Origin of the sequence: Flammeovirga agarivorans (assembly GCF_012641475.1) — a bacterium.
GTDB classification, from domain to species: domain Bacteria; phylum Bacteroidota; class Bacteroidia; order Cytophagales; family Flammeovirgaceae; genus Flammeovirga; species Flammeovirga agarivorans.
The window spans coordinates 1,038,346-1,063,390 of the sequence record NZ_JABAIL010000001.1 but is presented as its reverse complement, the minus strand read 5'-3'; the positions used below and the strand labels follow the sequence as shown (position 1 = coordinate 1,063,390).

23 protein-coding genes are annotated in these 25,045 nt (G+C 33.7%); 15 read left to right on the top strand and 8 right to left on the bottom strand.

Annotated elements, in window-relative coordinates:
* Positions 1–54: 54 nt before the first annotated feature.
* A complete protein-coding gene (locus HGP29_RS04335) occupies positions 55–867 on the bottom strand; it encodes an alpha/beta fold hydrolase (protein WP_168881118.1) in 813 nt (270 codons plus the stop codon).
* Between the two features lie 150 nt (positions 868–1,017).
* On the opposite strand from HGP29_RS04335, the gene HGP29_RS04330 reads away from it, so the two are divergent.
* The 5 genes from HGP29_RS04330 to HGP29_RS04310 are packed head-to-tail and all read left to right on the top strand — an operon-like array spanning position 1,018 to position 5,220.
* Positions 1,018–2,328 carry an APC family permease gene (locus HGP29_RS04330; protein ID WP_168881117.1) on the top strand — a complete coding sequence of 437 codons (1,311 nt, stop codon included), beginning with the start codon at positions 1,018–1,020 and terminating at the stop codon, positions 2,326–2,328.
* A gap of 8 nt (positions 2,329–2,336) precedes the next feature.
* Positions 2,337–3,188 (top strand): beta/alpha barrel domain-containing protein, encoded by an 852-nt coding sequence (locus HGP29_RS04325; protein ID WP_168881116.1) that lies wholly within the window; start codon positions 2,337–2,339, stop codon positions 3,186–3,188.
* 2 nt (positions 3,189–3,190) lie between these two features.
* Positions 3,191–3,907: a 2-phosphosulfolactate phosphatase gene (locus HGP29_RS04320; protein ID WP_168881115.1), complete on the top strand. Its 717-nt coding sequence runs from the start codon at positions 3,191–3,193 to the stop codon at positions 3,905–3,907.
* 2 nt (positions 3,908–3,909) lie between these two features.
* Complete coding sequence (gene smpB, locus HGP29_RS04315) at positions 3,910–4,377, top strand: SsrA-binding protein SmpB (RefSeq protein WP_168881114.1); 468 nt, start codon at positions 3,910–3,912, stop codon at positions 4,375–4,377.
* 12 nt (positions 4,378–4,389) lie between these two features.
* A complete protein-coding gene (locus tag HGP29_RS04310; RefSeq protein ID WP_168881113.1) occupies positions 4,390–5,220 on the top strand; it encodes an aminotransferase class IV in 831 nt (276 codons plus the stop codon).
* A 73-nt stretch (positions 5,221–5,293) separates the two neighbouring features.
* On the opposite strand, the gene hisC is transcribed toward HGP29_RS04310, so the two are convergent.
* The gene (gene hisC, locus HGP29_RS04305) at positions 5,294–6,355 is read right to left on the bottom strand and encodes a histidinol-phosphate transaminase (protein WP_211093196.1); all 1,062 of its coding nucleotides are present in this window, start codon (positions 6,353–6,355) and stop codon (positions 5,294–5,296) included.
* Positions 6,356–6,390: 35 nt separating this feature from the next.
* Positions 6,391–7,371 (bottom strand): Kelch repeat-containing protein, encoded by a 981-nt coding sequence (locus tag HGP29_RS04300; protein ID WP_168881112.1) that lies wholly within the window; start codon positions 7,369–7,371, stop codon positions 6,391–6,393.
* A 215-nt stretch (positions 7,372–7,586) separates the two neighbouring features.
* Between HGP29_RS04300 and HGP29_RS04295 the strand changes: the two genes are divergently transcribed.
* A complete protein-coding gene (locus tag HGP29_RS04295; RefSeq protein WP_168881111.1) occupies positions 7,587–8,363 on the top strand; it encodes a TIGR01458 family HAD-type hydrolase in 777 nt (258 codons plus the stop codon).
* 2 nt (positions 8,364–8,365) lie between these two features.
* Here HGP29_RS04295 and HGP29_RS04290 read toward each other — a convergent pair whose 3' ends face one another.
* On the bottom strand, positions 8,366–8,851 hold the full coding sequence (locus HGP29_RS04290) for a SixA phosphatase family protein (RefSeq protein ID WP_168881110.1): 486 nt from the start codon (positions 8,849–8,851) through the stop codon (positions 8,366–8,368).
* 277 nt (positions 8,852–9,128) lie between these two features.
* On the opposite strand from HGP29_RS04290, the gene HGP29_RS04285 reads away from it, so the two are divergent.
* The 5 genes from HGP29_RS04285 to pgeF all read left to right on the top strand — a co-directional run bounded on the left by HGP29_RS04285 (position 9,129) and on the right by pgeF (position 13,644).
* Positions 9,129–9,365: a hypothetical protein gene (locus HGP29_RS04285; RefSeq protein ID WP_168881109.1), complete on the top strand. Its 237-nt coding sequence runs from the start codon at positions 9,129–9,131 to the stop codon at positions 9,363–9,365.
* 82 nt (positions 9,366–9,447) lie between these two features.
* Entirely contained in the window at positions 9,448–11,319 is a 1,872-nt protein-coding gene (locus tag HGP29_RS04280; protein WP_235958253.1) for an alpha-amylase family protein, read from the top strand.
* A 159-nt stretch (positions 11,320–11,478) separates the two neighbouring features.
* On the top strand, positions 11,479–12,066 hold the full coding sequence (hisH, locus tag HGP29_RS04275) for an imidazole glycerol phosphate synthase subunit HisH (RefSeq protein ID WP_168881108.1): 588 nt from the start codon (positions 11,479–11,481) through the stop codon (positions 12,064–12,066).
* A gap of 1 nt (position 12,067) precedes the next feature.
* Complete coding sequence (gene hisA, locus HGP29_RS04270) at positions 12,068–12,802, top strand: 1-(5-phosphoribosyl)-5-[(5-phosphoribosylamino)methylideneamino]imidazole-4-carboxamide isomerase (RefSeq protein WP_168881107.1); 735 nt, start codon at positions 12,068–12,070, stop codon at positions 12,800–12,802.
* A gap of 134 nt (positions 12,803–12,936) precedes the next feature.
* Positions 12,937–13,644, top strand: a complete 708-nt coding sequence (gene pgeF / locus HGP29_RS04265; RefSeq protein WP_211093195.1) for a peptidoglycan editing factor PgeF — start codon at positions 12,937–12,939, stop codon at positions 13,642–13,644.
* Here the strand turns inward: pgeF and HGP29_RS04260 are convergent.
* A complete protein-coding gene (locus tag HGP29_RS04260; protein WP_168881105.1) occupies positions 13,628–14,185 on the bottom strand; it encodes an SRPBCC family protein in 558 nt (185 codons plus the stop codon). The genes pgeF and HGP29_RS04260 overlap by 17 nt on opposite strands.
* 153 nt (positions 14,186–14,338) lie before the next feature.
* Here HGP29_RS04260 and HGP29_RS04255 point away from each other — a divergent pair, with 153 nt between their 5' ends.
* Both HGP29_RS04255 and HGP29_RS04250 read left to right on the top strand, forming a co-directional pair.
* Positions 14,339–18,250, top strand: a complete 3,912-nt coding sequence (locus tag HGP29_RS04255) for a CheR family methyltransferase (RefSeq protein ID WP_168881104.1) — start codon at positions 14,339–14,341, stop codon at positions 18,248–18,250.
* The gene (locus tag HGP29_RS04250; RefSeq protein ID WP_168881103.1) at positions 18,247–18,681 is read left to right on the top strand and encodes a BLUF domain-containing protein; all 435 of its coding nucleotides are present in this window, start codon (positions 18,247–18,249) and stop codon (positions 18,679–18,681) included. The genes HGP29_RS04255 and HGP29_RS04250 overlap by 4 nt, the downstream gene beginning before the upstream one ends.
* Before the next feature lie 32 nt (positions 18,682–18,713).
* Here HGP29_RS04250 and HGP29_RS04245 read toward each other — a convergent pair whose 3' ends face one another.
* The gene (locus HGP29_RS04245) at positions 18,714–19,103 is read right to left on the bottom strand and encodes a response regulator (RefSeq protein WP_168881102.1); all 390 of its coding nucleotides are present in this window, start codon (positions 19,101–19,103) and stop codon (positions 18,714–18,716) included.
* A gap of 117 nt (positions 19,104–19,220) precedes the next feature.
* Between HGP29_RS04245 and HGP29_RS04240 the strand changes: the two genes are divergently transcribed.
* Both HGP29_RS04240 and HGP29_RS04235 read left to right on the top strand, forming a co-directional pair.
* A complete protein-coding gene (locus tag HGP29_RS04240; protein ID WP_168881101.1) occupies positions 19,221–21,206 on the top strand; it encodes a hypothetical protein in 1,986 nt (661 codons plus the stop codon).
* Positions 21,207–21,995: 789 nt separating this feature from the next.
* On the top strand, positions 21,996–23,372 hold the full coding sequence (locus HGP29_RS04235; protein ID WP_168881100.1) for an alpha/beta fold hydrolase: 1,377 nt from the start codon (positions 21,996–21,998) through the stop codon (positions 23,370–23,372).
* Positions 23,373–23,431: 59 nt separating this feature from the next.
* Here the strand turns inward: HGP29_RS04235 and HGP29_RS04230 are convergent, their stop codons facing one another.
* The gene (locus HGP29_RS04230; RefSeq protein ID WP_168881099.1) at positions 23,432–24,010 is read right to left on the bottom strand and encodes a precorrin-2 dehydrogenase/sirohydrochlorin ferrochelatase family protein; all 579 of its coding nucleotides are present in this window, start codon (positions 24,008–24,010) and stop codon (positions 23,432–23,434) included.
* A gap of 208 nt (positions 24,011–24,218) precedes the next feature.
* Entirely contained in the window at positions 24,219–24,989 is a 771-nt protein-coding gene (cobA, locus tag HGP29_RS04225; RefSeq protein ID WP_168881098.1) for a uroporphyrinogen-III C-methyltransferase, read from the bottom strand.
* Between the last annotated feature and the right edge of the window lie 56 nt (positions 24,990–25,045).

The following is a 25,045-nucleotide window of genomic DNA, read 5'->3' as shown; positions in this document are numbered from 1 at the left end:
AGATGGCCTTTTTTACTTCACAAATTTACTATTCACACTACATAATACTACTCTTTACAAAGTCACCATATTGGTCTTATGCAAGAATGATTTCAAGCTTGGGTTTATCTTTTTAGCATCTGTCATAATAGCGGCATGAGCTGCTCCATCTACAATCAACAGCCCCTTACAATTGGGTAAATGATTACTTAAATATTCTCCTTGTTCAAAAGGAACACCATTATCTAACTCTCCATGTATCACATAAGATGGGATATTAATTTTTTCGATTATATGTAGAATATCATCCCTCTCAATTAAGTTGTTCATGGCATGAAAGATTTGTTCAGCAGTCCTACTTTCCCATTTATCAGACCACATGTCCCAATATTCTTTATACTTTTCTTGTGGCCCTAAAATACCTGTCATCAATCCCTCTTTTAATGGAGGTACCAATCCCACTGATTGCCAAGTATCTCTCACTTCTAAATACCCCGCTTTCACTTCTTTTGAGTCTTGATGCCCTGATGTACTCACTAACACAAGAGAATTAATTCTATTCGGAGCTTTTAATGCCATTCTTAATGCAGCATAGCCTCCTTGAGACATACCAACTATCGATGCTTTTTCAATCTCTAAATGATCCATCACAGCAATAGTATCATTCACAGTATCGTATAGTGTAAATGCTTTGCCATCCCATTGTGTCTTTCCGAATCCTCTTGCATCAATACCTATCACTCTGTATTCATCTTCCAATGCTTCCATTTGTGATAAAAACATGGTACAATCCATAAGAAAACCATGCAAAAAAATAACAGCAGGAGCACTATTCTCCCCTCTGTCTTCAAAGTAAATTTCTTGGTTATTAGCCTTTAAGTATGACATAGAAATAGTTGAGTTAGTTTTTAAAATATAACTATTATTAAAAAATACTTTTCTTAAACAAGAACTTATTCCTTATCGAAAAGTAATTCTGTATTTCATAGACAATTTCCTTTATATTATATAATCAACATTTCTAAAAAACTTCAATAAATGACTGACAAGAAAGAAGAAAAAGAACAAATAGGCTTAAAAGACGCAGTTTCAATTGGTATTGGAGGAATGGTCGGTGGAGGTATTTTTGCCGTACTTGGTTTATCTGTAGAATTAGCTAAAGGAGGTGTTCCGATATCATTCTTAGTAGCAGGGTGTATTGCCTTAATGACAGCCTACTCTTATGCAAAACTTTCTGTCGCCTATCCAGATGAAGGAGGTACTGTTCGTTTTATTTATGAAGGTTTTGGGTATTCCGTTTTAAGTGGTGGGCTAAATAATATGCTTTGGGTAAGTTACATTATTATGCTTTCACTATACTCTAGTGCCTTTGGGGCTTATGCCTCAGGAATGTTTGATATCACCGGAGATCATATTGTAGATAAACATATTTTCATATCAGCTATCATCCTGTTTTCTACCTTTATCAATTACTACAGTATTAAAGTCGTAGGGGAAGTTGAGTCCTTTGCTGTGATCATTAAACTGATTATTCTATTGGCGTTTGTAGCAGCAGGTTTTTGGGGAATTACAGAGAACCCCAATTTTATACAGCTTTCACCAGAAAACTGGGAAAGTCCTGTACAATTAATAGCCGGCGGAATGGTTATTTTTGTCGCATATGAAGGATTTGAGTTAATTGCTAACTCTGCTCCAGACATAAAACATCCAATGAAAAATACACCAAAGGCCTATTACTACTCGGTTATTTTTGTGATACTCCTTTATATTGCCATTGCTGTTGTTACTGTCGGATCTCTTGACTTTGCTGATATTGGAAAAGCGCAGGACTATGCATTAGCAGAGGCTGCAAAACCAAAATTTGGGCAAATTGGATTTACTATTATATCAATTGCTGCAATGATTTCTACTTTCTCTGCTATCAATGCAACATTATTAGGTGGAAGCAGAACGAATTATGAGGTAGCATTATATCATGAGTTACCAGAAGAGTTCACCAAACAATTATGGGGCAAGCCTCTAGGGTTACTAATCATATCCATTTTTACATTGGTTATTGCGAACACAATCGACCTTGAAAGTATTTCAACTTCAGGTTCTGCAGGCTTTCTTGTAATTTTCGGTATTGTAAATTTCATAGCTTTTAAAAAACGAAAAACTATATTTGCTAATAAATCCATCACAATCATTGGATTTATATGTTGCATTCTAGCTTTCATCATACTAACCATTCAACAAATTCAAGAAAACGCAACAGGCATTATCATCGCTTTCTCTATTTTCGGAACTTGTTTCCTTGGAGAATGGCTTTATAAAAAACACCTAAAAAAGAAAATTGATCACCAATAAATAAACACATGGTAAACATCATTGAGTGTCCTCGTGATGCAATGCAAGGACTATCAGACTTCATCCCTACTAACGTTAAAGCCGAATACATTAATAAGTTACTGAAAGTAGGGTTTCACACTTTAGACTTTGGGAGTTTTGTTTCTCCAAAAGCAATTCCACAAATGAGAGATACCAAAGAAGTATTATCTCAACTAGACTTATCAACCACCGCTACAAAATTATTAGCTATAGTAGCTAATGTTAGAGGTGCACAAGAAGCAATTTCACATAAAGAAATTTCATATATAGGTTTTCCTTTATCTGTATCTGAGACGTTCCAGCGTAGAAACACAAATAAATCTATCAATGAGGCGCTGGATGAGGTGGCCTACATTTTAAAGCTCTGTCACTCACATCAAAAACAATTTGTTGTATACTTGTCTATGAGCTTTGGAAATCCCTACCAAGAGTTCAGTAATGCTGATATGGTATTAGAAATGGCGAAGAAACTCCACAATATGGGGGTTAAAATTATTTCGTTTGCTGATACAATTGGTAGTGCAACTGTGAAAGATGTTGAAGTATTGTTTGAAAAAGCCTCAAAAATATTGTCAGAATCTGAATTGGGTGTACATTTGCATTGTCATCCGTCTGAAGCTTATCAGTTTGCTCAAACCGCTTTGAATGTAGGTTGCAAAAGAATTGATTCTGCCTTAGGAGGCTTAGGGGGATGTCCAATGGCAAAAGATGACCTTACAGGGAATCTTGCCACAGAATCTTTAGTTAAAGCACTGTCTGATTTCCAAGGTATCACTCCTACCTTAAATTTACTTGAATTGCAAAAAGCAAATGAATTCAGACAACAGTTTATTGGTTAGTTATGATTAAAATTGAGACTTGTCTCACACCTGAAATATTATCTTTACATCAATTAGAAGGCAAAATTGCCGTAGTTACAGATGTTTTAAGAGCCACTTCTTGCATGGTTGCCGGTTTAAATGCTGGTGTGAATAGTGTTATTCCTGTTATAAAAGTAGAGGAAGCATTGGAATATCAAAAAAAGGGCTTTATCACTGCCGGTGAACGAGGTGGTGTAAAAGTAGAAGAGTTTACGATTGGCAACTCTCCTTTTGAGCATATGCAAGAAGAGTATCATGGTAAAGATATTTGCATGACAACTACCAATGGAACGGTTGCTATTACTGAAGCAAAGAAGACTGCCAAAGAAGTTATTATTGGTGCTTTATTGAATGTAGGTACTGTTGCTGAATATCTCAAGGAACAAAACCAAGATATTGTCATTATATGTGCAGGCTGGAAAGGCAATCCTAGCTTAGAAGACACATTATTTGCTGGTGCTTTAATTCATAGATTACAAGACCAAGCAGAGTTAACAGACGATGCTAGCTTTATGGCATTAGCTCAATACCAACAAGCCAATGGTAAGGTGGCAGACGTAATACAAAATTATGCTTCACACGCGAAAAGATTAAGCGGATTAAAAGCAAAATCTGATCTATCATTTTGTGCACAAGAGGATTATTGTAGTATCTTACCTATCCTTAATGGAGAAGCAATTACGATTAAGAAGAATTAGTGATGGGAGGAAAAAAACTAGACATAAAACAAAAGGTTAAAATAAAGAACCGAAAAGCGTCACATGAATACGAGTTTATTGAAAAATTCGTAGCAGGTGTTGCTTTAAAAGGTTCAGAGATCAAATCAATTCGTATGCAAAAAGTAAGTTTGCAAGATGCATTCTGTCTTTTTATAGGTGATGAATTGATCGTAAGAAGTATGCATATTGCTCCCTATGAAATGGGAGGTCATAATAACCATGAAGCCAAAGCAGATCGTAAACTTTTACTGACTAGAAAAGAACTAACTAAACTAGATAAAAAAGTAAAAGAGAACGGTTTTACAATTGTTCCTACTCAGTTATTTATTAATGACAGAGGTTTAGCTAAAATTGAAGTTGCTTTAGCTAGAGGTAAAAAACTTTATGACAAACGACAGGACTTAAAAGCAAAGGACCAGTCGAGGGAAATGTCTAAAGTAAGGTACTAACAAACTACTAGGATGATGAGTTATATCCTTCTAAATAATGAAATAATAAAAACTAGTAAAGCAGGAGTTTCTATTACAGATAGAGGTTTACAATATGGTGATGGCATCTTTGAAACCATGATCACTAACAATGGAAACATCCGCTTTTTACAAGATCATTTGGATAGAATTTCAAAAGGTGCGAAAGAGTTACTTTTTGAAGTTCCTGAGAATATTCTGACTACAGACTACATCAACGAACAAGTTCTTCAACTCAAAAAGAAAAATAACTTACCTGAAGAATGCAGAATAAAGCTGATGCTCTGGAGAGGTGAAGGAGGATTATACACCCCTACTTCAAAAGAATGTGAGTTTGCATTAATTGTTGATGAATATATTCCAACCCCTCCTCGATGTGGTTTAGAAACAGACTTTGCTGAAACTGTTTGTGTAGCAGCTTCGCCGGTTTCGTTTTGTAAAACCTTATCTTCTCTAACTTATACATTAGCAGGGATAGAAAAAACAAAGAAGTCTCTTGATGATGTTATCCTTTTAAGTCAAGAAGGATTTATAGCTGAGACTATTAGCGGAAATATCTTTTGGGTAAAAGACAATATAATATTTACTCCAAAAGTTTCTGTGGGATGTGTTTCTGGAATTAGTCGTAAGAATATTATCGCTGATTTAGAAAATAAAGGGTACAAGGTAAAAAGGGTACTTGCAAGAAAAGCTGACCTTGCTGACGCTGATGCTGTACTCTCTACCAACGTTACTGGCGTTAGTACAATTAAATCTATTGGCGAAACAGTCTATAAAAGTAAAAATGGTTGGAGACAGGTATTTGAAAGTGTTTACCACTATTAGATTCCACTTCAAATAAAAAATAAGCCACTGAAAATCTTAATTTCAGTGGCTTATTTTTTGCAAGTAATTCTAGCTACAATGCTTTAAATGCTTCAAGGAATCGATTATTTTCTTCAGGTGTACCTATAGAAATTCTCAGCCCCTCGTCACATAATAATACTTTTGCTCTATTTCGAATTATGATCCCTTGCTCTACCAATTTATTATAATCGTCTGTAGCATTTTCTACTTGAATTAGAATAAAGTTAGCATCAGAAGGGAAGATATTTTTCACTCTTGAAATCTCACTAAGTTCTTTTTCTAAACGTTGACGTTCAGAAAGCAAAGTAGCTACCATCTCTTTTACCTTATCAACATTATCAAGTGCCTCTAATGCTTTCTCTTGTGTCAGTTGATTGATATTATATGGAGGTTTGATAACATTAAAGATATCTACTACCTGTTTGTTAGCGAACATCATACCTAACCTTAGACCTGCCATACCCCAAGCTTTAGAGAAGGTCTGTAATACAACAAGGTTTTCATACTCCTCTAATTTTCCAATAAAACTAGGCTCAGATGAAAAATCGATATAAGCCTCATCAACCACTACAATACCTTTAAATTGCTCTAATAGTTGAATAATCTTATCCGATGAAACTGCATTACCTGTAGGGTTATTCGGAGAACATACAAAGATGATCTTAGTATTATTATCAACTGCATTTAATATACCTTCAACATCTAAATCTAATGTTGAAGTTAAAGCCACTTTTCTTAATTCTACATTATTTAATGCAGCACTTACTTGATACATACCATAAGTAGGAGGAAGAATAACAACATTCTCCTTTTGAGGCTCAACAAATGCTCTGAATAGCAAATCGATCGGCTCATCACTTCCGTTTCCTAAGAAAATATTTTCTGTTGGAATACCTTTAAGCACCGAAAGCTTTTCCTTTACTGCTCTTTGATATGGATCTGGATACCTATTGTAAGGCTCACCTGTAGCTGTGCCAAATGGATTTTCATTGGCATCTAAAAATACATTTTGATCTGAAACTTCTTCGAATTCGTCTCTTGCAGACGAATAGGGTTCCATTTCTTTAATGTGATTTCTAATTAATTTTTGTATATCAGTAGTAATTTTTTCCATAGTTGGATTGCAATTGAAACAGTATTAATAGCACACTAATTCAACAGTTTATCAATACCTAATACAAACACTGTTGATGAATATTGTTCTTTTCCTGATGAATTTTGCTTGATACCTCCAAAGATAACCAATTTATCTTTAGAAATAGTCGCTCCCATTCCTCTTAACTTGCCAATATTTGTTTGATATCTTTTCAAACTACCCTTTAAAGTATCATAGATAAAAATCTGCTCGTTACTAAAAAGAATGATATAGTGACGGTATTGTGTAACAGCTGCGTCGACAATTGGTTCTGGTAATTTACCCACTTTTACCCATCGATTCACCTTTATATTATACATAAAGATATCGTCTACTGCTTTTTCATTTCTACCACCAAAAGTGTATATTTTTCCATCAACAGTAGCTCCATAGGTAATCATTTGCTTTGGCATACTTGCCAATTGTTTCCAAGTACTGTTTTCCGGATTGAAGGAATACAAGGTATTTGAATAGGTATCTTCATCTAACATCCCTCCAAAAGCATAGATGATATTCTTTGATACCGCCAACCCAGATTTGTATAAAGGTTGAGGATTTACTGATACGTCCTTTAAAAATGGTATTTGTGCGTTAAAGTTGACTTCTCTAACGTTGATATCTATGTCGTCAATATTTTCGTCGTGTTTACTTTCATTTCCATTCAATAGAAACATTGAACCGTTGACAGTCGTTGCATTAATATTCTTTTCAGCACGTATATGTATAGGAGTCAATTCACTCCATATTTCTCTATCTATATTAAATAGTAAGATATTATCGAAGTTTTCTCCCGATTTATTTTCCCCTCCTATTACAAACGTTGATGTCCCATTGCTACAATAACCCATATATGCTCTTGGCTGTGGCAGAGGTGTAGATCTTATAAACCTCACAGTAGCATTTTCATATTCTCTAAAATTTGCAGAGATACAGGATTGTAGTAAAACACCAACAAAACAAAGGAAAAACCGATATTTTGAAGATGACAGCTTCATACTAGTTTAATTTTATTAAGTACAAAAGTAATACATAGGTAAGTACTATCATTGTTTGTATGTTCTAATAGGTGTTATGTTTAGTTAAAAATAGCGACAAAAGTCAATGATTAAGGTATCCAAGAAAAAACTACTTATGTAGAAGCCACTGCCTGTTAGCTAATTCGACGATTTAAAATGTATTTCAACTAATAAATTAATTATCCTTTTTGACCATGAAACTTCAAGATATACAAGGTATTTTATGCGACCTTGACGGCGTATTGTACAATGACTCTCAACTCATTGATGGAGTAATCGAAAGTATCAACACATTAAAAAATAGAGGGTATAAATTCCTGTTTGTTACCAATACTTCTGGAGTAACTTCTGACGAGTTATTTGTTCGATTAACGAATATGGGTATACCTGTCTCGAGTGATGAAATTCTAAGTCCTCCATTAGCTGCATTGAATTATGTAAAAGAAAAAAAGTATAATACGGTAGAAGTATTAGGTGGACACTCGATAAAAGAATTATTCTACAAAGACTTAAAAAAAGATATTGACAACCCAGAAGCAATTATTGTGGGAGATATTGGTAAGAATTGGGATTATCAATTAATGAATTCATTATTCAATAAAATATTAAATGGAAGCGATATTATTGGGCTTCACAAAGGAAAATTTTGGAAGTCTTCTGATGGGCTTAGAATTGATATTGGAGCCTTCATTAAAGGATTAGAGTTTGCCACATCCAAGGAATCTATTTGTATTGGTAAGCCACAAAAAGAATTCTATGAATCAGCAATAAAAAAAATCAATATATCTCCGAATAACTTATTAATGATTGGCGATGATATTATTGGTGATATTCAGGGTGCAAAAGAAGCAAATCTCACCGCTATACAAGTCAAAACGGGAAAATACAGAGAAGAATTAACGAAGAATGCGATCATTCAGCCTGATATAATCGTTAATGATTTCAATGAATTAAAAGACCTATTACCTTAAAATTAGCGACCAGTATATCTAACCAAAGATTGTCCTGTCGCTTGTGAAATAAGTGCCCAAGAGTCAAAATCAAATGTAATGACCAAAGCATCTGCAGGCGACAGTGAATTAATTTCCTCTCCGGTTAAATACTCCGCAAAAAACGACAATGTTGGATTATGTCCAACGATAGCCACGCAATCTGCTTCATCACTTCTTTCATTGACAAAATCTAATAGCCTACCCACTGTAGCATCATAAAAGTCTGATTCTGCGAAAGATGCCTCTTCAGGGATTTCCAATTGTTCTAACAATACCTGAGTGGTTGCCTTAGTTCTTTCAGCATCAGAATAAAATACTATTTCAGGTATATATGTGCCAGATTTAATCCTTTTTGAGGTATGCATGGCTTGCATATATCCTTGTTGGGTTAATACTCTTAATTTATCTTCTACTCCAAAATAAGGTGATTCCGCTTCAGCATGTCTTATTAGTAATAGTGTCTTCATTGATCTGGTTTATTGTTATTATTCTTGCTTTTTAATTCGAATTGAATTTAATCATTTTTTTATAAAAAAAGGAAATCATTTCTCTCAATCTTCGGCCATTAATCAATTGAGTTGAACCTTTACTACCAATGTATCTATTTTCCTTACTATCCATGCTTAAATAAAATGACTTTTGCAGAATAAATTGTATAACAAGAATTTTTTTTCAAGACATTTTTTGATTAATATAGCATAGAATATTTTCCAATTTTACTTTAAATTTTAAATCAATCTCGTAATGAACGAAATCGAAGAAATTGTATTTAATGCGATCAAAAAAGATAAGGATTATCTAAACGTTTTGAAAAAACAACTGAAAGACACAAATCCGTTTACAGTTGCCGTTCAAATGCAAGATGATCTTAAGAAAGTAGATCAACACCAGGGAATTTATGATACAATTTTATCAAAAGTAGATTTGTATAAAATAGCCACAAAATTAAATGAAAAGCGTCCTTACAACAAAAAATCATAACGCTTTAACAACACAAACAAACTCTTCTAAGAAACACTTGGAAGAGTTTTGCTTTTTTTAACCCTATCATAAATTGTAAATAATGACAAAATTCTACAGCTTTTTACGTGTATTCGTTTACCTTTTTATGGGTAGTTTATTCGTAAACTGTTCCTCTAATCAGCAACAAGAAGAACAAAAATTGAAACATACATTCGAAATTTCTACTTCCACAGAAGACATTCAAGATCATAAAATCATCATCTACCAAATGATGACAAGGTTATTCGGTAACACAAATTCTACCAATAAACTTTGGGGTACACTGAAAGATAATGGCGTTGGTAAATTTGATGATATTAATGACGATGCACTTCAAGGCATCAAAGACTTGGGGGCTACTCACGTTTGGTATACAGGGGTAATTGAGCATGCCGTTATCACTGATTATAGAAAATATGGAATCCATATTGACGATGCCGATGTTGTAAAAGGTAGAGCAGGGTCTCCTTATGCCATTAAAGATTACTATGACGTAAATCCAGACTTATCCAACAAAGTCAACAACCGTTTAGAAGAGTTTGAATCATTGATTGAAAGAACGCACAAAAATGGTTTAAAAGTAATCATTGACTTTGTTCCCAATCATGTAGCAAGAAAATATCATTCTGACAAAAAGCCTAAAGGTGTTGTAGACCTAGGAGCTGATGACAATACAAAAGTAGGCTTTGAAGCCAACAACAATTTCTATTATATCCCTGGAAAACCATTTGTTGTTCCTTCAGGATATGTTCCATTAGGTGGGGATAAATTCCCAACTGCAGACGGCAAGTTCAACGAAAACCCAGCTAAGGTATCTGGTAATGGAGCTGTTACTAATACACCTTCTGTAAATGATTGGTTTGAAACTGTGCGTTTAAATTATGGTGTCAATCACCTATCTGGAAATGGCGAAAAAGTGTTTGATATTAATGGAGATGTGCCTTCAACTTGGAAAAAAACACTTGCTATCTTAAAATATTGGACAGAAAAAGGTGTTGACGGTTTCCGCTGTGATATGGCAGAAATGGTCCCTGTTGAATATTGGGCTTGGATGATTCCTCAAATCAAAGCTATTAATCCTAATATTAGATTTATTGCAGAAGTTTATAATCCTAAAGAATACCGCAACTATATCTTCACTGGTAAATTCGATTACTTATATGATAAAGTTGGTGTTTACGATACTTTAAGAGCTGTAATGGAAGACCGTCCTGGCTCTTCACTTGCACACCTAACTAAGGTTTGGAAAGATATGGATGGGTTCAACAACCATATGTTAAGATTCTTAGAGAACCATGATGAGCAACGTATTGCATCAAAAGAATTCTCTAAAAACCCTTACCCAGGTATTCCAGGCATGGCAGTTAGTGCAGCACTAGGTAGTGGTCCGGTAATGGTCTATTTTGGACAAGAAGTAGGTGAACCTGGTGCTGGTGAGTCTGGTTTTAGTGGAGATGATGGTAGAACAACCATTTTTGATTATTGGGGTGTTCCAGAACATCAAAAGTGGGTCAATGACCATAAATATGATGGTGGAAAATTATCTGATGCTCAAAAAGCTTTAAGAAATAAATACAAGCAAATCCTTCATGCATCTACTAATGATGCTGCTATCCGAAAAGGTCAACTTATAGATCTTCAGCAATTCAATAATACTAATTCTAGTTACAACTCTGAAAAAACTTATTCTTTTATCAGATACGTTGGAAACCAAAGAGTGTTAGTTGTTGCCAATTTTGAGAATCAGGCAATTACAACAGAAGTAATCATTCCTACGATTGTTCAAGAAGCAATAGGATTAAAAGGTAATGAAGTGATTGATGCTAAAGACTTAATATCTGGCAAAAACATTAAGCTTGATTTTAACAGTGCTGATGAAAGCGGTACTAGTATTTCGATTCCAGCTAATGATGCTTACTATATTGAATTTTAGTTAGGCACTTTGCTTTAACAAGGGAGGGAATTGATGAAAATTTATCATTGATTCCCTCCTTTTTTATTAAAATTATCAATGGTGTTTTCATTCTGTCGAAAGAATCTTAATTTTGAAGTAAAATCAAACGCTGTCAAGCACCAACAAAAAAACTGTTGAATGAAAGTTGCTATTATTAAATACAACGCAGGAAACGTTCAATCTGTGCGTTATGCATTACAACGTATCGGAATTGATCCTATCCTAACAGACAATCCTGAAGAAATAACATCAGCAGACAAAGTGATTTTTCCTGGTGTAGGAGAAGCAAAGTCTGCAATGGATTACTTGAAAGAACGTAAGTTAGATCAATTAATTAAAGACCTAAAACAACCGACTTTAGGTGTTTGTTTAGGACTTCAATTAATGTGTAATCATTCAGAAGAAAGGGATACTGATTGCTTAGGAATTTTCGATACCAACGTAAAGAAATTCCAAAGTGAAATTTTGAAAGTTCCTCATATGGGGTGGAATAATATTCATGATCTAAAAACAGATCTTTACAAAGGCATTCATGAAAATGATTATGTTTACTATGTACATAGTTATTTTGCAGAACTTTGTGAAAACACTATTGCTGTAACAGATTATGTTAATCCATACAGTGCCTCATTGCATAAGGATAATTTCTTTGCAGCACAGTTTCACCCAGAGAAAAGTGGTGATGTTGGACAGAAAATCATTCAAAACTTTATAACAAACTTCTAACATGTCTCACAAACTTGATATCATCCCTGCCATTGATCTAATTGATGGTAAATTGGTAAGATTATCACAAGGTGATTATGCTCAAAAAACTGTTTACGCGGACGATCCTTTAGTCATTGCTAAGCAGTTTGAAGATGCAGGAATTAAACGTCTACACTTAGTTGATCTTGATGGAGCAAAAGTGAAACATGTGGTAAACTATGGTGTTTTAGACAGAATTGTTTCCAATACTTCTTTAGTTGTTGACTTCGGTGGAGGTATCCAGTCGGACGAAGATCTTCAAAAAGTATTTGATCATGGTGCTGAAATGGTAACATGTGGCAGTATTGCTGTTAAAGAGCCAGAGAAGTTCACTTCATGGATTGAGAAGTTTGGCGCAGAAAGAATGATTCTTGCTGCAGATGCAAAAAATAAAATGATTGCTGTTAGTGGATGGCAAGAAGATTCGAAAGTCCCACTTTTTGATTATCTTCAAGATTACACTACTAAAGGAATTACTAAAGTACTTTGTACTGACATTTCTAAAGACGGTATGATGCAAGGTCCCAATACTGAACTCTACCGTGAAATTATAGCACAATTCCCAAATATGGAATTAATTGCTAGTGGAGGCGTTAGTAAATATGAAGACTTAGTCGCTTTAGAAGAAGCAAAAATACCATCAGTTGTTGTAGGTAAGGCCATTTATGAAGGCACAATATCGATCGAACAGATCTACGCACACAACAGCAAATAAAAATATTTATAACAGTGGCTATCATGGCCACTGTTTACCTCCATTAAAAGCCTATGATCCCCAAATTACAATTCGATTTACTTGAACCCTATAAGCACCAAATAAATCATTTTATAACCACCAGAACAGGTGGAATGAGTCAACCACCATTCAATACTTTAAACTTGGGAAACATCAATAAAGATAGATTAGAAGATGTTTTAGCCAATAGACAAATTGTAAAAGAAATTCTTGGTTGCGAACGACTTTTTGTTGGAGAGCAAAAACATACGAATACAGTTGCCATCGTAAAAGAAGAGCACTTACCTTCTTTAATTGAAGAAGAAAACCCTTTTCCTGAAACCGATGGTATTATTACTAATGTCAAAAACATTGGTTTATTAACCTTGGCTGCAGACTGTACCCCAATCATATTATTCGACCCTCAAAAACAGGTCATTGGTGTTGTACATTCAGGTTGGAAAGGTACTGAATTAAAAATTCTTTCAGTAGCACTACAAAAAATGATGGATGAGTTTGAATCGGAAGCAAAAGATATTCTTATTTGTTTTGGACCATTCATCAAAAAAGAATCTTATGAAATAGGTGAAGACGTTATTGAACTTTTCAAAAATGCATATCCAGAAATTATAGATGAAGTTATTTTACCTCATCCAATTGAAGGCAAAGCATTTTTAAATATAGAAGCAGCTCAACTGGCACAGTGTAATGCTTTCAATATTCCTTCAGAAAACATTCAATTTCTACCTTTTGATACTTACACAGATCATAGGTTCTACTCTGCAAGAAAAGCTGCTCCTATGGAAACAGGGCGTTTCGGTGGAGTTATTGTATTGAGGTAGTTTTACTAGACTCAACTACCAGTTTTAGTTCTTCTAAAGCCACTTGATATTGAGTGGCTATTTTTTTGTTATAGTCAGACATATAGGCTACAAGTCTCACCATTGGATTAAATCCAAAATCACCTTTCTCATTCCAAGTAACTAATGTTCCTTGATCACCTCCTTCTAGTGTGAACACTATATCAGAAATAAATGCCCCGTCATTTGTGATCATTTGTAGTTGTATTTCATCATAAGGATTCGAAGATAAAATCTTCAATTGTGCCTTTGACCCATCATTTCCAAACCATGAATGTACTGCTCCTTCTCCTTCTTCTGGACCTAAAAACTGTGGGTCTACTCTACTCTCTGGATCTTCTAACTTAAAAGCCCACTTTTCCCACTTTTGTAAATTATCTATATAAAAAAATATCTTGGAAGGTTTAGATTGTATCAGTACTTGTTCATTTACTTCATAATGTGAAGGAAGGAATAACCCTACTCCAAAAAATAGAACAAGAATAGAAAATACACCTAAAGAAAATGATCTAATTACATTCATTGTTTAGTTATTATTTTGATGACAAAATTAATGGAAATTTTATCATCAATTCAATATAGTTTTTACATTCTTTCTTTATAAATTTAGGTAAAAGGTATTACAAAGTGTATTTTTAGTTTTTGTGCATTTAAACCGGTTTACTAGATAACTGATATGATAACTGAACAACCAAAGTACATTGTAGGAATTGGAGCGTCTGCTGGAGGCTTAGAGGCCATCAAAGATTTCTTCATCAATTACCATGCAGACAATGACTTAAGTTTTATTGTTGTTCAACATCTATCTCAAGATCATAAAAGCTTAATGAGTGAGCTTTTAGAAAAAGTAACTCATTTAAAAATCGTAGAGGTAAACCAAGATCACGCTATTCTCAGAAACCATATTTATCTTATCAATAACCACACTACACTTCAAATCAAGAACAATAGAATTGTAGTTACAGAAAGATCTGATAAAAACAAGACGCTAACTTATCCTATCAACTTACTGTTTGATAGTCTTGCAAAAGAAATCGGGAAAAAAGCTATTGGAATAGTCCTTTCAGGGACCGGGAGTGATGGATCTAAAGGTTTGAAAGCTGTCAAAGACTATGGTGGTATCACAATGGTACAACACCCTGACTTAGCTAAATTCAATGGGATGCCTTTTTCTGCAATTCAAGCAGCTAACCCGGACTATATCTTAAGCACAAAGGAAATGTCAAATCTTTTAAGTGATCTAACGGTTATTGAAAATGGTAATTCCTCAGAAGAATCCATCAAAAATATTGAGGATATCATTGATTTAGTTTCTACGAATGAAGGTATCGATTTCAACCTGTACAAAAGTCAGACTTTATACAGAAGGATCTTGAAAATGATGGAATACCAGGACATTCATTCTATCAAAGAGTACTACGATCACCTTCAATACCATCCACAAGATGTAAAAAAGCTATGCAATAGCTTTATGATTGGTGTGACGACATTCTTTAGAGACCCTGAAGAATGGGAATTTTTAGAAGCAGTTGTTCTGCCAAAAATACTCACAAAAGATATTATTAGAATTTGGTCTATCGGCTGTAGTACTGGTCAGGAGGCTTACTCTATTGCAATTTTAGTAAGAGAACTGTTAGGTAATAATGCAGCAGTTAAAGATATAAAAATATTTGCTACAGATATTAATGAAAATGCCATTCACAGAGCATCTGAAGGCTTTTTCTCTGATAGTGAAATACAACATCTGCCAAAGAAATACCAAGAAAAGTATTTTGACTTCAATGGTAAATATTATGAGGTAAAAGAGGATATCAGAAGCATTATCACTTTTGTTCAACATGATATTCTATCTACCCCTCCTTTTTTAAATATAGACCTAATTACTTGTAGAAACTTATTGATATATCTTAATCAAAGAACTCAGAATAAAATTCTGAATACCATTAAGTTTTCTATGAACAAAGGAAGTTACCTCTTCCTAGGCCCTTCGGAGAAAAACTTCTCTGATAAATATTTAGAAGAAATCAACGTAAAAAGAAAGTTCTTCAGACTTAAAGAAAAGTTCAAAATTATTGATATGGATAACACTTCAAAAATCAATAAAAAAGTAAAAAAAGCAGACCAGAAAACGGAAAAAGTTGCCCCTCTACCAACTAAGTATTTTTCAGAATTAGAAAGAGGGCTTATCAACTATTTCTGTAACTCTTTTATCGTATTAGATACAGATGAGAATATTATCTTTTCAACTGATGATATAGGCAAATACTTAAAGTTTCCGAAATCTGAATTAGTCCTTAAGGAAACATTAGAATTCGAGATCTATATCGATATTATCAGAGAGGTGAAAAAGGTAATTGCTGATGGTAATACAAGAAGACTGAAGAAGTTAAAGATAAATGCCAACAGTCAGGACCAATCTGATATTATTATCAGAAGGATGAGGACTTCAGATGGCGAAAACTTAATCATTATTGAATTCTCAACCAGTAATGATGACAAAGAAGAAGATATTATCGATCAAGACAATAATATCAATAACCTCAAAAATGAGATCAAACAACTTCACTTGGAACTAAAAAGAGCCAATAAGAAGATTGAAATGATCAACGAAGATTATCAGGTAAACAATGAAGAACTGATGTCTTCAAATGAGGAACTGCAAAGTAGTAATGAAGAGTTACAATCCGTCAACGAAGAACTTTATACGGTTAACCAAGAATATAAAGATAAACTGGATGAGATTTCCATCCTTAATGATGACTTTTTAAACTTATTCCAGTCAGCCGGTATTGCCAGTCTATACTTGGATAAAGACTTAAAGATTAGAAGGATTGCTCCTAATGCATCCAAATTTTTCGGGATAGAAAAGGAAGATATTGGTAGAAGTATTCTTCAGTTTAATACTTTCTTTGAAATTGAAGATGGTTTGATTTCTATTATTGACCGAGCTATCAAGAGCAAAGAAATCCAGGAAATTGAAATTAAGAATGCACAAAACTTATCTTATTTACTTAGAGTTTCTCCAATTGGTTCATATAATTCTAAGAGCGATGGCATCATCTTGTCGTTCATTCCAATAAGTGAGTTTAGTCCTATTATTCAATTAAATAAAAATGTTGAATTGTATAGTAAAGTGATTGAAAGAACTAAAGCACTATATGAATATCAACAGATTTATTCTTGGAGTTGGCAAAAGGACAACAACAGTTTTCATATTGATGAAAAAGCTAAAAAATTCATCAACTATAATTCATATGAAACTTTCTTCTGGAGAAGTCTCGAAGAACAGTTATCTGAATACCATAAAACTGAGTTTACCCGTAAAATCAATAATAGTATAAAAGATGGCAGTAGCTTTACTATGAGCCTATCAGTTGGGCGATATATTATTGAATTTACCTGTATGGCTAAGATGACCAAAGGTAAAGTTTCTCACTTATATGGTACCATTAAAGACAATACTCAATCTGAATTAAATAGAAAGAAGCTAAAGCAACTCGCTTCTACATATCTTGAGTTATCAGATTTAGATCAATTTGGTACTTTTAAGATGAAATCTAACGCTGAAAAGTCTGTAAAAATCAATGATACTCTGTTAAACTGGTTTGAGTTTAATTCTCAAGAACACAACTACAGCCTTGATGATATCATCGAACATATCCATCCAGAAGACAGAGGTGAATTTGCTAAAATCACTCAACAGAAAAAATTTAGTATAGTCGTTCGTTTCATTACTCAAAGTAAAAAGACTCTTTTCCTTAAGTTCGAGGGAGTCAATAAAACTTTAGAAAAGAAAGACAGAACCATGCTACTTGCCATTGTATTTGATATTAGTGATAGTAAGTCGCTAGAAATGCAATGGAAAGAAACGGTAAATATTGCAGAAAAAACTACACAAACCCTTGCCTTACAAAACGAGCAATTAGAAAGCTATACTTACATCGCTTCTCACAACATTCGTTCACCTCTCTCAAACTTATTAGCTCTTATGGAGTTATACGAAAATGAGAAGAGTGCAGAAGAAAGAGAGAACTTTATTGATCTATTTAGAAAAGCACTTCATCAGTTAGAAAAAACAGTCAATAATTTATCAGATGCCATAAAAGTACAGCAAAATATTAGTCTTGAACGTAAAGACATGCTGATTAAAGAGGAATTGATGAAAGTGATGGATGTGTTATCTGGTCAAATCAATAAATATGGTGTTTTAGTAAGCTTTGATATAGAAAGAGGTTTAAGGATTAATTACCCTGAAGAATACCTGAAAAGTATCTTCTTAAACCTAATGAGTAATGCTATTAAATATAGATCTAATGAGCGACTCCCAATTATAGAAGTTGAGGCTTACGAAAAGGATCATTCCGTATTTATTGAAATAAAGGATAACGGAATTGGCATTGATTTAGATAAATTTAGTCATAGAATATTTGGTATGTACCAGACATTCCATGCTAACCAAGATGCCCGAGGTTTAGGATTATTCCTTACAAAAAACCAAATTGAAGCTACAGGAGGTACAATTGCTGTAGACTCTACGGTTAACCAAGGCACTAAATTTATGATTACGATACCTAAAGAAAAGATATGATTCACGGATATATATATAGCAGCGAAAGCAAAGAACCATTTGACCACGAAAGCTTAACTAAGCTACAGGAACATTCTTCTAGAAAGAATAAAGAACACAGAATTACGGGATACCTTACTTTTAAGCAGGGTATTTTTATACAATATATTGAAGGTCCAAAAAGTCAATTGGATCAATTAATTCAAAACTTAAAAAGGGATGATCGACATACATTTATCAATGAGTTGTATTTCGAGAAACCAGATCGAATTTTTGAAAATTGGAATATGAGATATATTGATTTTGATGATTTAATTGAAATTGGTTTTCATGAATTATTAGAAACAGCATTCTTTACAATCAACAATAGTTTTTTTACCAAAGATGAATCTATTGAAAAGATTAACAGAATGTTAGAGAAAATTGCTGAAGTAATGTACAAGCCTAATTAAACTATTGTTTAGTTAAGTACATTAAAAACATACTAACCATTTTTTAAGTCTGTAGCTTCCAACACCTTAGACTTAGAAAGTGGTTTTTCTATATACCCAGCTATATTTGGATTGTTATCTGCCTTCTCTTTATCCATAGGGTGAATACTTGAACTCAGCATATAGATCGTGTAATTCTTTATATTCCCAGACTCTACCAATTTATCTACTACTTGCCAGCCATCCAAACCTGGCATATTAAGGTCCAAGAATAAGATGTTTTTGTGGGTATCTTCTTTAAAGTTATGTTCACTTAAAAAGTGATCACCGCTTCTAAAAAATAGTGTGGGTATTTCTCTTAGTACTTCCAGGCTATTTAGTATGATTTTAGCTATTTCAATGAGTAGCTCATCATCATCAATAAATATCAGTTGTTTCTTCATGAGTAGAGTTAGAGTTTTTTTAACAATATACAAATTTCATCTTTGTATTTTAAATCACTTTTAAAAAATAACAGATAAGATTTTAGTAAATTGCGGTGATAGTATCTATTTCAATTCATGTATAGAGAGACTCTAAGGCTAATTTGTATTACTTTTTTATTCCTTACAATATCAAAGGTTTCATTTTCACAAACAGAAGATAGTACGTCTTTACAAAAAATAAAGGTAAAAGCGTATGTTCCTTTTATTGTTGGAGACTCTGTATACAAATACAAAAAAGATACAGTTGTTTTTATACCAAAAGGTATGTTTGAGGAAGATTCCCTTTCCCGACAACATTCTACTGAGTTTTATAACAACCTACAGAAAATTCTAGGAAAAAGACGTTTAACTAGGGAACTTTCTAACCTACTACTAGTAAACAATGCTGTTGCAGATACAACAGATGAATTAGAAGAAGATCTGTTGAACACAGGAATGTGTTTTGATGAAAAAATTGTTAGGAGTATCACCTTTATTCGTCTTCCCCCTTTCGGTGGAGATGTTCAGCAGCCGTATCCAATTATCACAACGAAGGTCACTAAGTATGCCAATGGTATTCATAACCGTACCAAGGAATATGTAATAGACAACAACTTGATTTTCAATGTGGGTGATCTCATTTCTGACAATGAAATTTCTGAAAGTGAACGTATTCTCCGTACATTACCCTTTATCAAGGACGCTGAAATTTATGGTTGTGAATTGCCTAATAATCTCATAGATATCTATGTCGTTACGAAAGATCAATGGACGATTGGTGTAACCGGTGGTACTTATAATCGAAATGATTTTGGTGCAGGTGTTTACAATTCCAATTTCCTTGGTATGGGTCAATATGTTGCCATTGGAGGAATTTACCAACCTGATTCTCCAAAAGGAAAATTAGGATTTGACGTACAATACAATTACCGTAATATATCAGGTACTTTTATCGATGTTGAAGGATCTTTTGTAGACAGTTACGATCGAAGTCTCTATGAAGTATCGACCAAAAGAGATTTCATTACTTCTGCTACGAAATGGGCAGGACAATTAGAGTATCATAACAACAGGGATCGCTATGGTTATGCAACCTCTGATAGTGCTTTTATGGACTTAGGTGACACCGTCAATTATGATAACTTTTGGGAGTCCCATCATTATAGTTACCTAGGTTTTTGGGCTGGTAATTCTATCCAACTCAATAAGTCAAAAAATAGAAACCTTACTTTTAGTGCAGGGGTCGACAAATTAAAATTTAAAGACAGACCTGCTGACGTCTCTGCTGACACATTGTATAACTACCAAGATAAGACACATTATATAGGCACAATTACAGTAAATGAAAGGCATTATAGAAAGCTTAGTTATTTACAAGGTTTTGGTAGAACGGAGGACGTTCCATATGGATGGCTCTTTGATGTAACTGCAGGCTTTGAAGACAATGAGTATTATGGTAATCGGCCCTACATTGGTGCCTCTTTAGATGTTGGACAATTTACACCCATTGGATACTTTAGAATCAACGGTAATTACGGAACTTTTTACAATTCAAAATACCAACAGCAGATTGTCAATGTTCGCTTCCAATACTTTACAAATCTCATCGCAATTAATAGGAACTTCCTAAGAATGTTTCTTTATGTTGATTTGACACAAGGCCAAGACATGGTACCAGGTGACTATTTGTACTTTGTAAACAACGAGTTTTTCACTGATTATAATATCAATCCTTTAACCAAAAAAGGAAGTAGTAGAATTCAAATCGCACAAGAAAATGTTTGGTTTACTCCATGGTACTTTTATGGATTTAAGTTCTCAATATATCAAACAACAGAAATAGGATTAATGAGAGATAATGACAATGTTTCTTTCTCATCTGATAATATTTTCTCAGCATTCGGTTTAGGAGTGAGAACAAGAAATGAAAACCTTGTTTTCAACACTATCGCTGCAGATATGAAATACTACCCCAATACCGTAAATAATGGTTCCAAAATTGGATTTAATGTATATACTGAGATCACATTACCTCTAAAAGATTTCAGGCCAACTAAACCAAAGTTTATACCTTTTGAATAAAAAAATAGAGATACCTCATAAAGATATCTCTATTGACAAATAAAACTTAACGTAATAACACTCAATCAAACTAATAAAGTTACACTACACTTGATGTATGCCTTTTTTGACATCCATACTTCACTTATTAGTCGCTCACTTGTAAAGAATCATATACAATTAACTAACACCTAATTATTGTTTCTTTAATAGTAGAAAATAGGTCATGAGACTGTAACACAAATAATCAATCAAATTTTGAGAAGTAAACCCAGGAGCAAATACTCCTGGATTATTTGAATGCGAAAAAAACTGAATTGGAGTTATTAAACCTTATAGTTACACACCACATTGAGTTCCTGTATTTTCAATATTAATTCTATCACAGCCTACAGTTAAATATCAAGGCAAGTGGGCAAATCAACTATTTTGAACTCTTTATTCGTCCATCAATTGGAGTGTAAACTTCTTCAATCGGTATAAAGAAGTAAACTAATTTCTTGATTGTGATTTTTGATAATAACAGTAATTCTTTCTCATTTTTAATTGATCAGTAGCAATTGTTTTTTCATTTTCTATGCTGTAAACATACTACATAAGTTACATTGTTACCAAAATAGTTTAAATTTGTTTAGAATAATCTATTAATCAGTGATTTTCAGACACAATCATCAATATTACTTCAATAATGCTCTTTTAATTAATGCAACGGGTTTAACTTGGTGAATTTTCAATAAATGAATATTCATGCTCTTACATTTTTTTGATTAAATTTAACTAACACTAAAAAAACGAGAGAAAAATAAAATCATGGCAATAGACCTTTTTGAAAAATATACAGATGAACAATCCCATTTCTTAGATATCGATGAAATGAAAGTTCATTATAAGATTGAAGGGGAAGGATTTCCAATAGTATTACTACATGGAACGTTTGCCTCACTACATACATGGGATCGATGGACAGAAGTGCTTTCCAAAAAATATAAGGTAATACGCTTAGACTTACCCGGTTTTGGCTTAACTGGCCCAAGGCCAGATCGAACGTACTCTGTAGAGATATACCTAAAGTTTTTGGAAACCTTTTTCAAAAGAATAGATATTAAGAAGTTTTACCTTGTTGGTTCATCATTAGGTGGATGGCTTGCTTGGGAATATGCTTACCGTTATAAAGAACAAGTAAGAAGACTTGTCTTATTAGATGCTGCAGGTTTTAATGATAAAGATTCAACACCTCTTATTTACAAAGTTGTTCAAAATCCAATTCTCAAAGAATTTAAGATGTTTCATGGGTTGGCAGAATATGTAAAAGCACCTAAAACAATTAATGAATTCTTCCTAAAAAATGCATACGGTGACCCCAAACGTATTGAGCCAACTACATTGACGAGGTATCATGAGATGTTTTCTAGGAAAGGGAATAAAGAAGCATTTTTAAATATAGCAACAAGTGGCCATCAAGATCATTCTGACCGACTAAAAGACTTAGAAACACCAACTCTTATTCTTTGGGGAGAAAAAGATCGATGGATTCCATTATCCAATGCATATCGTTTTAATTTCAACTTACCTAACTCAACACTTATTGTATATAAAGAAGTGGGTCATATACCAATGGAAGAAATTCCAGATAAAACGGTTGAAGACACCATTAATTTCTTGGAGAATGAAGCTTTTGATAGTGGTGCTAAAATTAAAACTTCTAATCTATGTGATCGTTACCCTGATGAAGTAGAAATTGGCCGTCCCTTCTATCTACAAAGCCTAAGTAGACGGAAATCATTTTATGGTAGGGCTGTTTGTTATAAGACTAATAGTGTAAAACTTATTCTTGATCGAATTGAAGAAGAGAATGGAAAAGGTAAAGTCCTTATCGTGGATTGGGAAGCAGAAGAACATGATGCCCTAATCGATGATGAGATAGCCTTTGCCCTACTCCACCAAGAATGGGAAGGAATTATTACGAACGCAAATTACAGGCACTATGAAACTATTTCAAAGCTAAGAACTGGAATCGTAGCAAAACACGCCTACCCCAAAAAAGCGAAAGAAAAAGAAGACACTATTGAAATCCATTACCATGCAGAAGTAGCTGGTGTAGATTTTATTGATGGTCACTACGTATATGTCGATGAAGATGGGGTTGTAAGTAGCAAGAGAAACTTGGTAGAATGGGAAAAGGATTAATTCATACCTTTTTCCAGCCTCATAAAAAAGCACAACTGATTTTCTCAGTTGTGCTTTTTTTATTCTTTCTTATCGAAAACTTTTTGAGTAATATCATTTAACTGCTTCACTTTATCTTGAAAGTCTCCAGTTAATTTATCTCTAATATCTTTCAAATTATCTAGTAGGGATTGAGTTTCACTAGGAAGAGCATCTTCTAAAAACTCTCTCATTCTTTTAGCTAATGTAGGTGATTTTCCATTTGTTGATATACCAATCTTTAAATCTCCTTTTGTGACAACAGAACCTAAATAGAAATCACATAATGGAGGTGTATCAGCTACGTTAACGATCATCTTTCTTTTGTTACACTCTTCCTGAATTTTAACATGTAAATCGTAATCATCAGTGGCACAAAGACAGATATGATGATCATCTAGGTCACTGATTTCGAAAGGTCTTTTTTCCAATGTCACACTAGGAAAATCTTTTGCTAGGTCTAATAGTTCTTCTCCAAATTCAATAGAAACAACGGTAACTACTGCATCCGGACTATTCTTTAATATTGCTGCTAATTTCTCATGTCCTACATTCCCTCCACCAACGATAAGCGTAGTGATTTCAGACATTTTCAAGAAAATTGGGAACATTGTATTCATAAGAGTATTTTTTTAGGAAGTGGTGTAAAAAAATTGAAGAATGATATTTAGCATATCATTCTTCATAAATATAGTGCAAACTGAATTTATTTTTACCATCAGTGGTACGTAACGAAATCTGTTGAACCACTAACCGAATGAATGCTAATTTGATGAAAATTCAAAAAAACACACAAACGCCACGTACTCACTGATTGTAAAATAATTTCTATGCTAGTGCATGAACTACAACTTTTGATAAAGTCTGAGGGTATTCAGCGTGGTGTTTTACAACTTCACCAACTACAATAACAGCTGGAGAACCCAATTGTTTTTCCCTCATTACTTCTGCAATATTGTGTACTTGTCCTAAACCAATTTTCTCTTCCGGCGTAGATGCATTCTGAATAATTGCTACAGGAGTATTTTCTTTTCCAGCAGCTTTAAAACTATCCATAATTTGGTCAATTTTTTTAGTACCCATCAAAATGATCACTGTTGCAGATGATTGTGCTGCTAAAGCGATATCATTAGATACTTCTCCTTCTTTAGTTGTTCCAGTGATTACCCAAAAACTTTGGCTATCACCTCTTCTTGTAACAGGAATACCTTGTAAGGCTGGTGCTGCTACTGAACTACTAATTCCAGGAACTAAATTCACTCTAATTCCATGTTTTTGAGCATAAATCATTTCTTCATGACCTCTGCCAAAAACAAAAGGATCTCCACCTTTTAAACGAACAACATGACCACCTGCAAAGGCATTAGAAACAATCAAACGGTTAATATCTTCTTGCTTAAAGGAGTGTTGTCCAACTCTTTTACCAACATATATTTTTTTCGCTTGAGGTGCGTATTCTAATAATTCTTCACAAACAAGAGCGTCATACAAAACCACGTCCGCACGGCGTAAAGCTTTGATTCCTTTCATAGTAATCAAATCTGGATCGCCAATTCCTGCTCCTACTAATGTCAATTCTGGTTGTATAGTCTTTGTCATGAGATCGATGCTTTTTAGTTTAGAATATTATTGAGGTAAAAGCACAAATCACACAC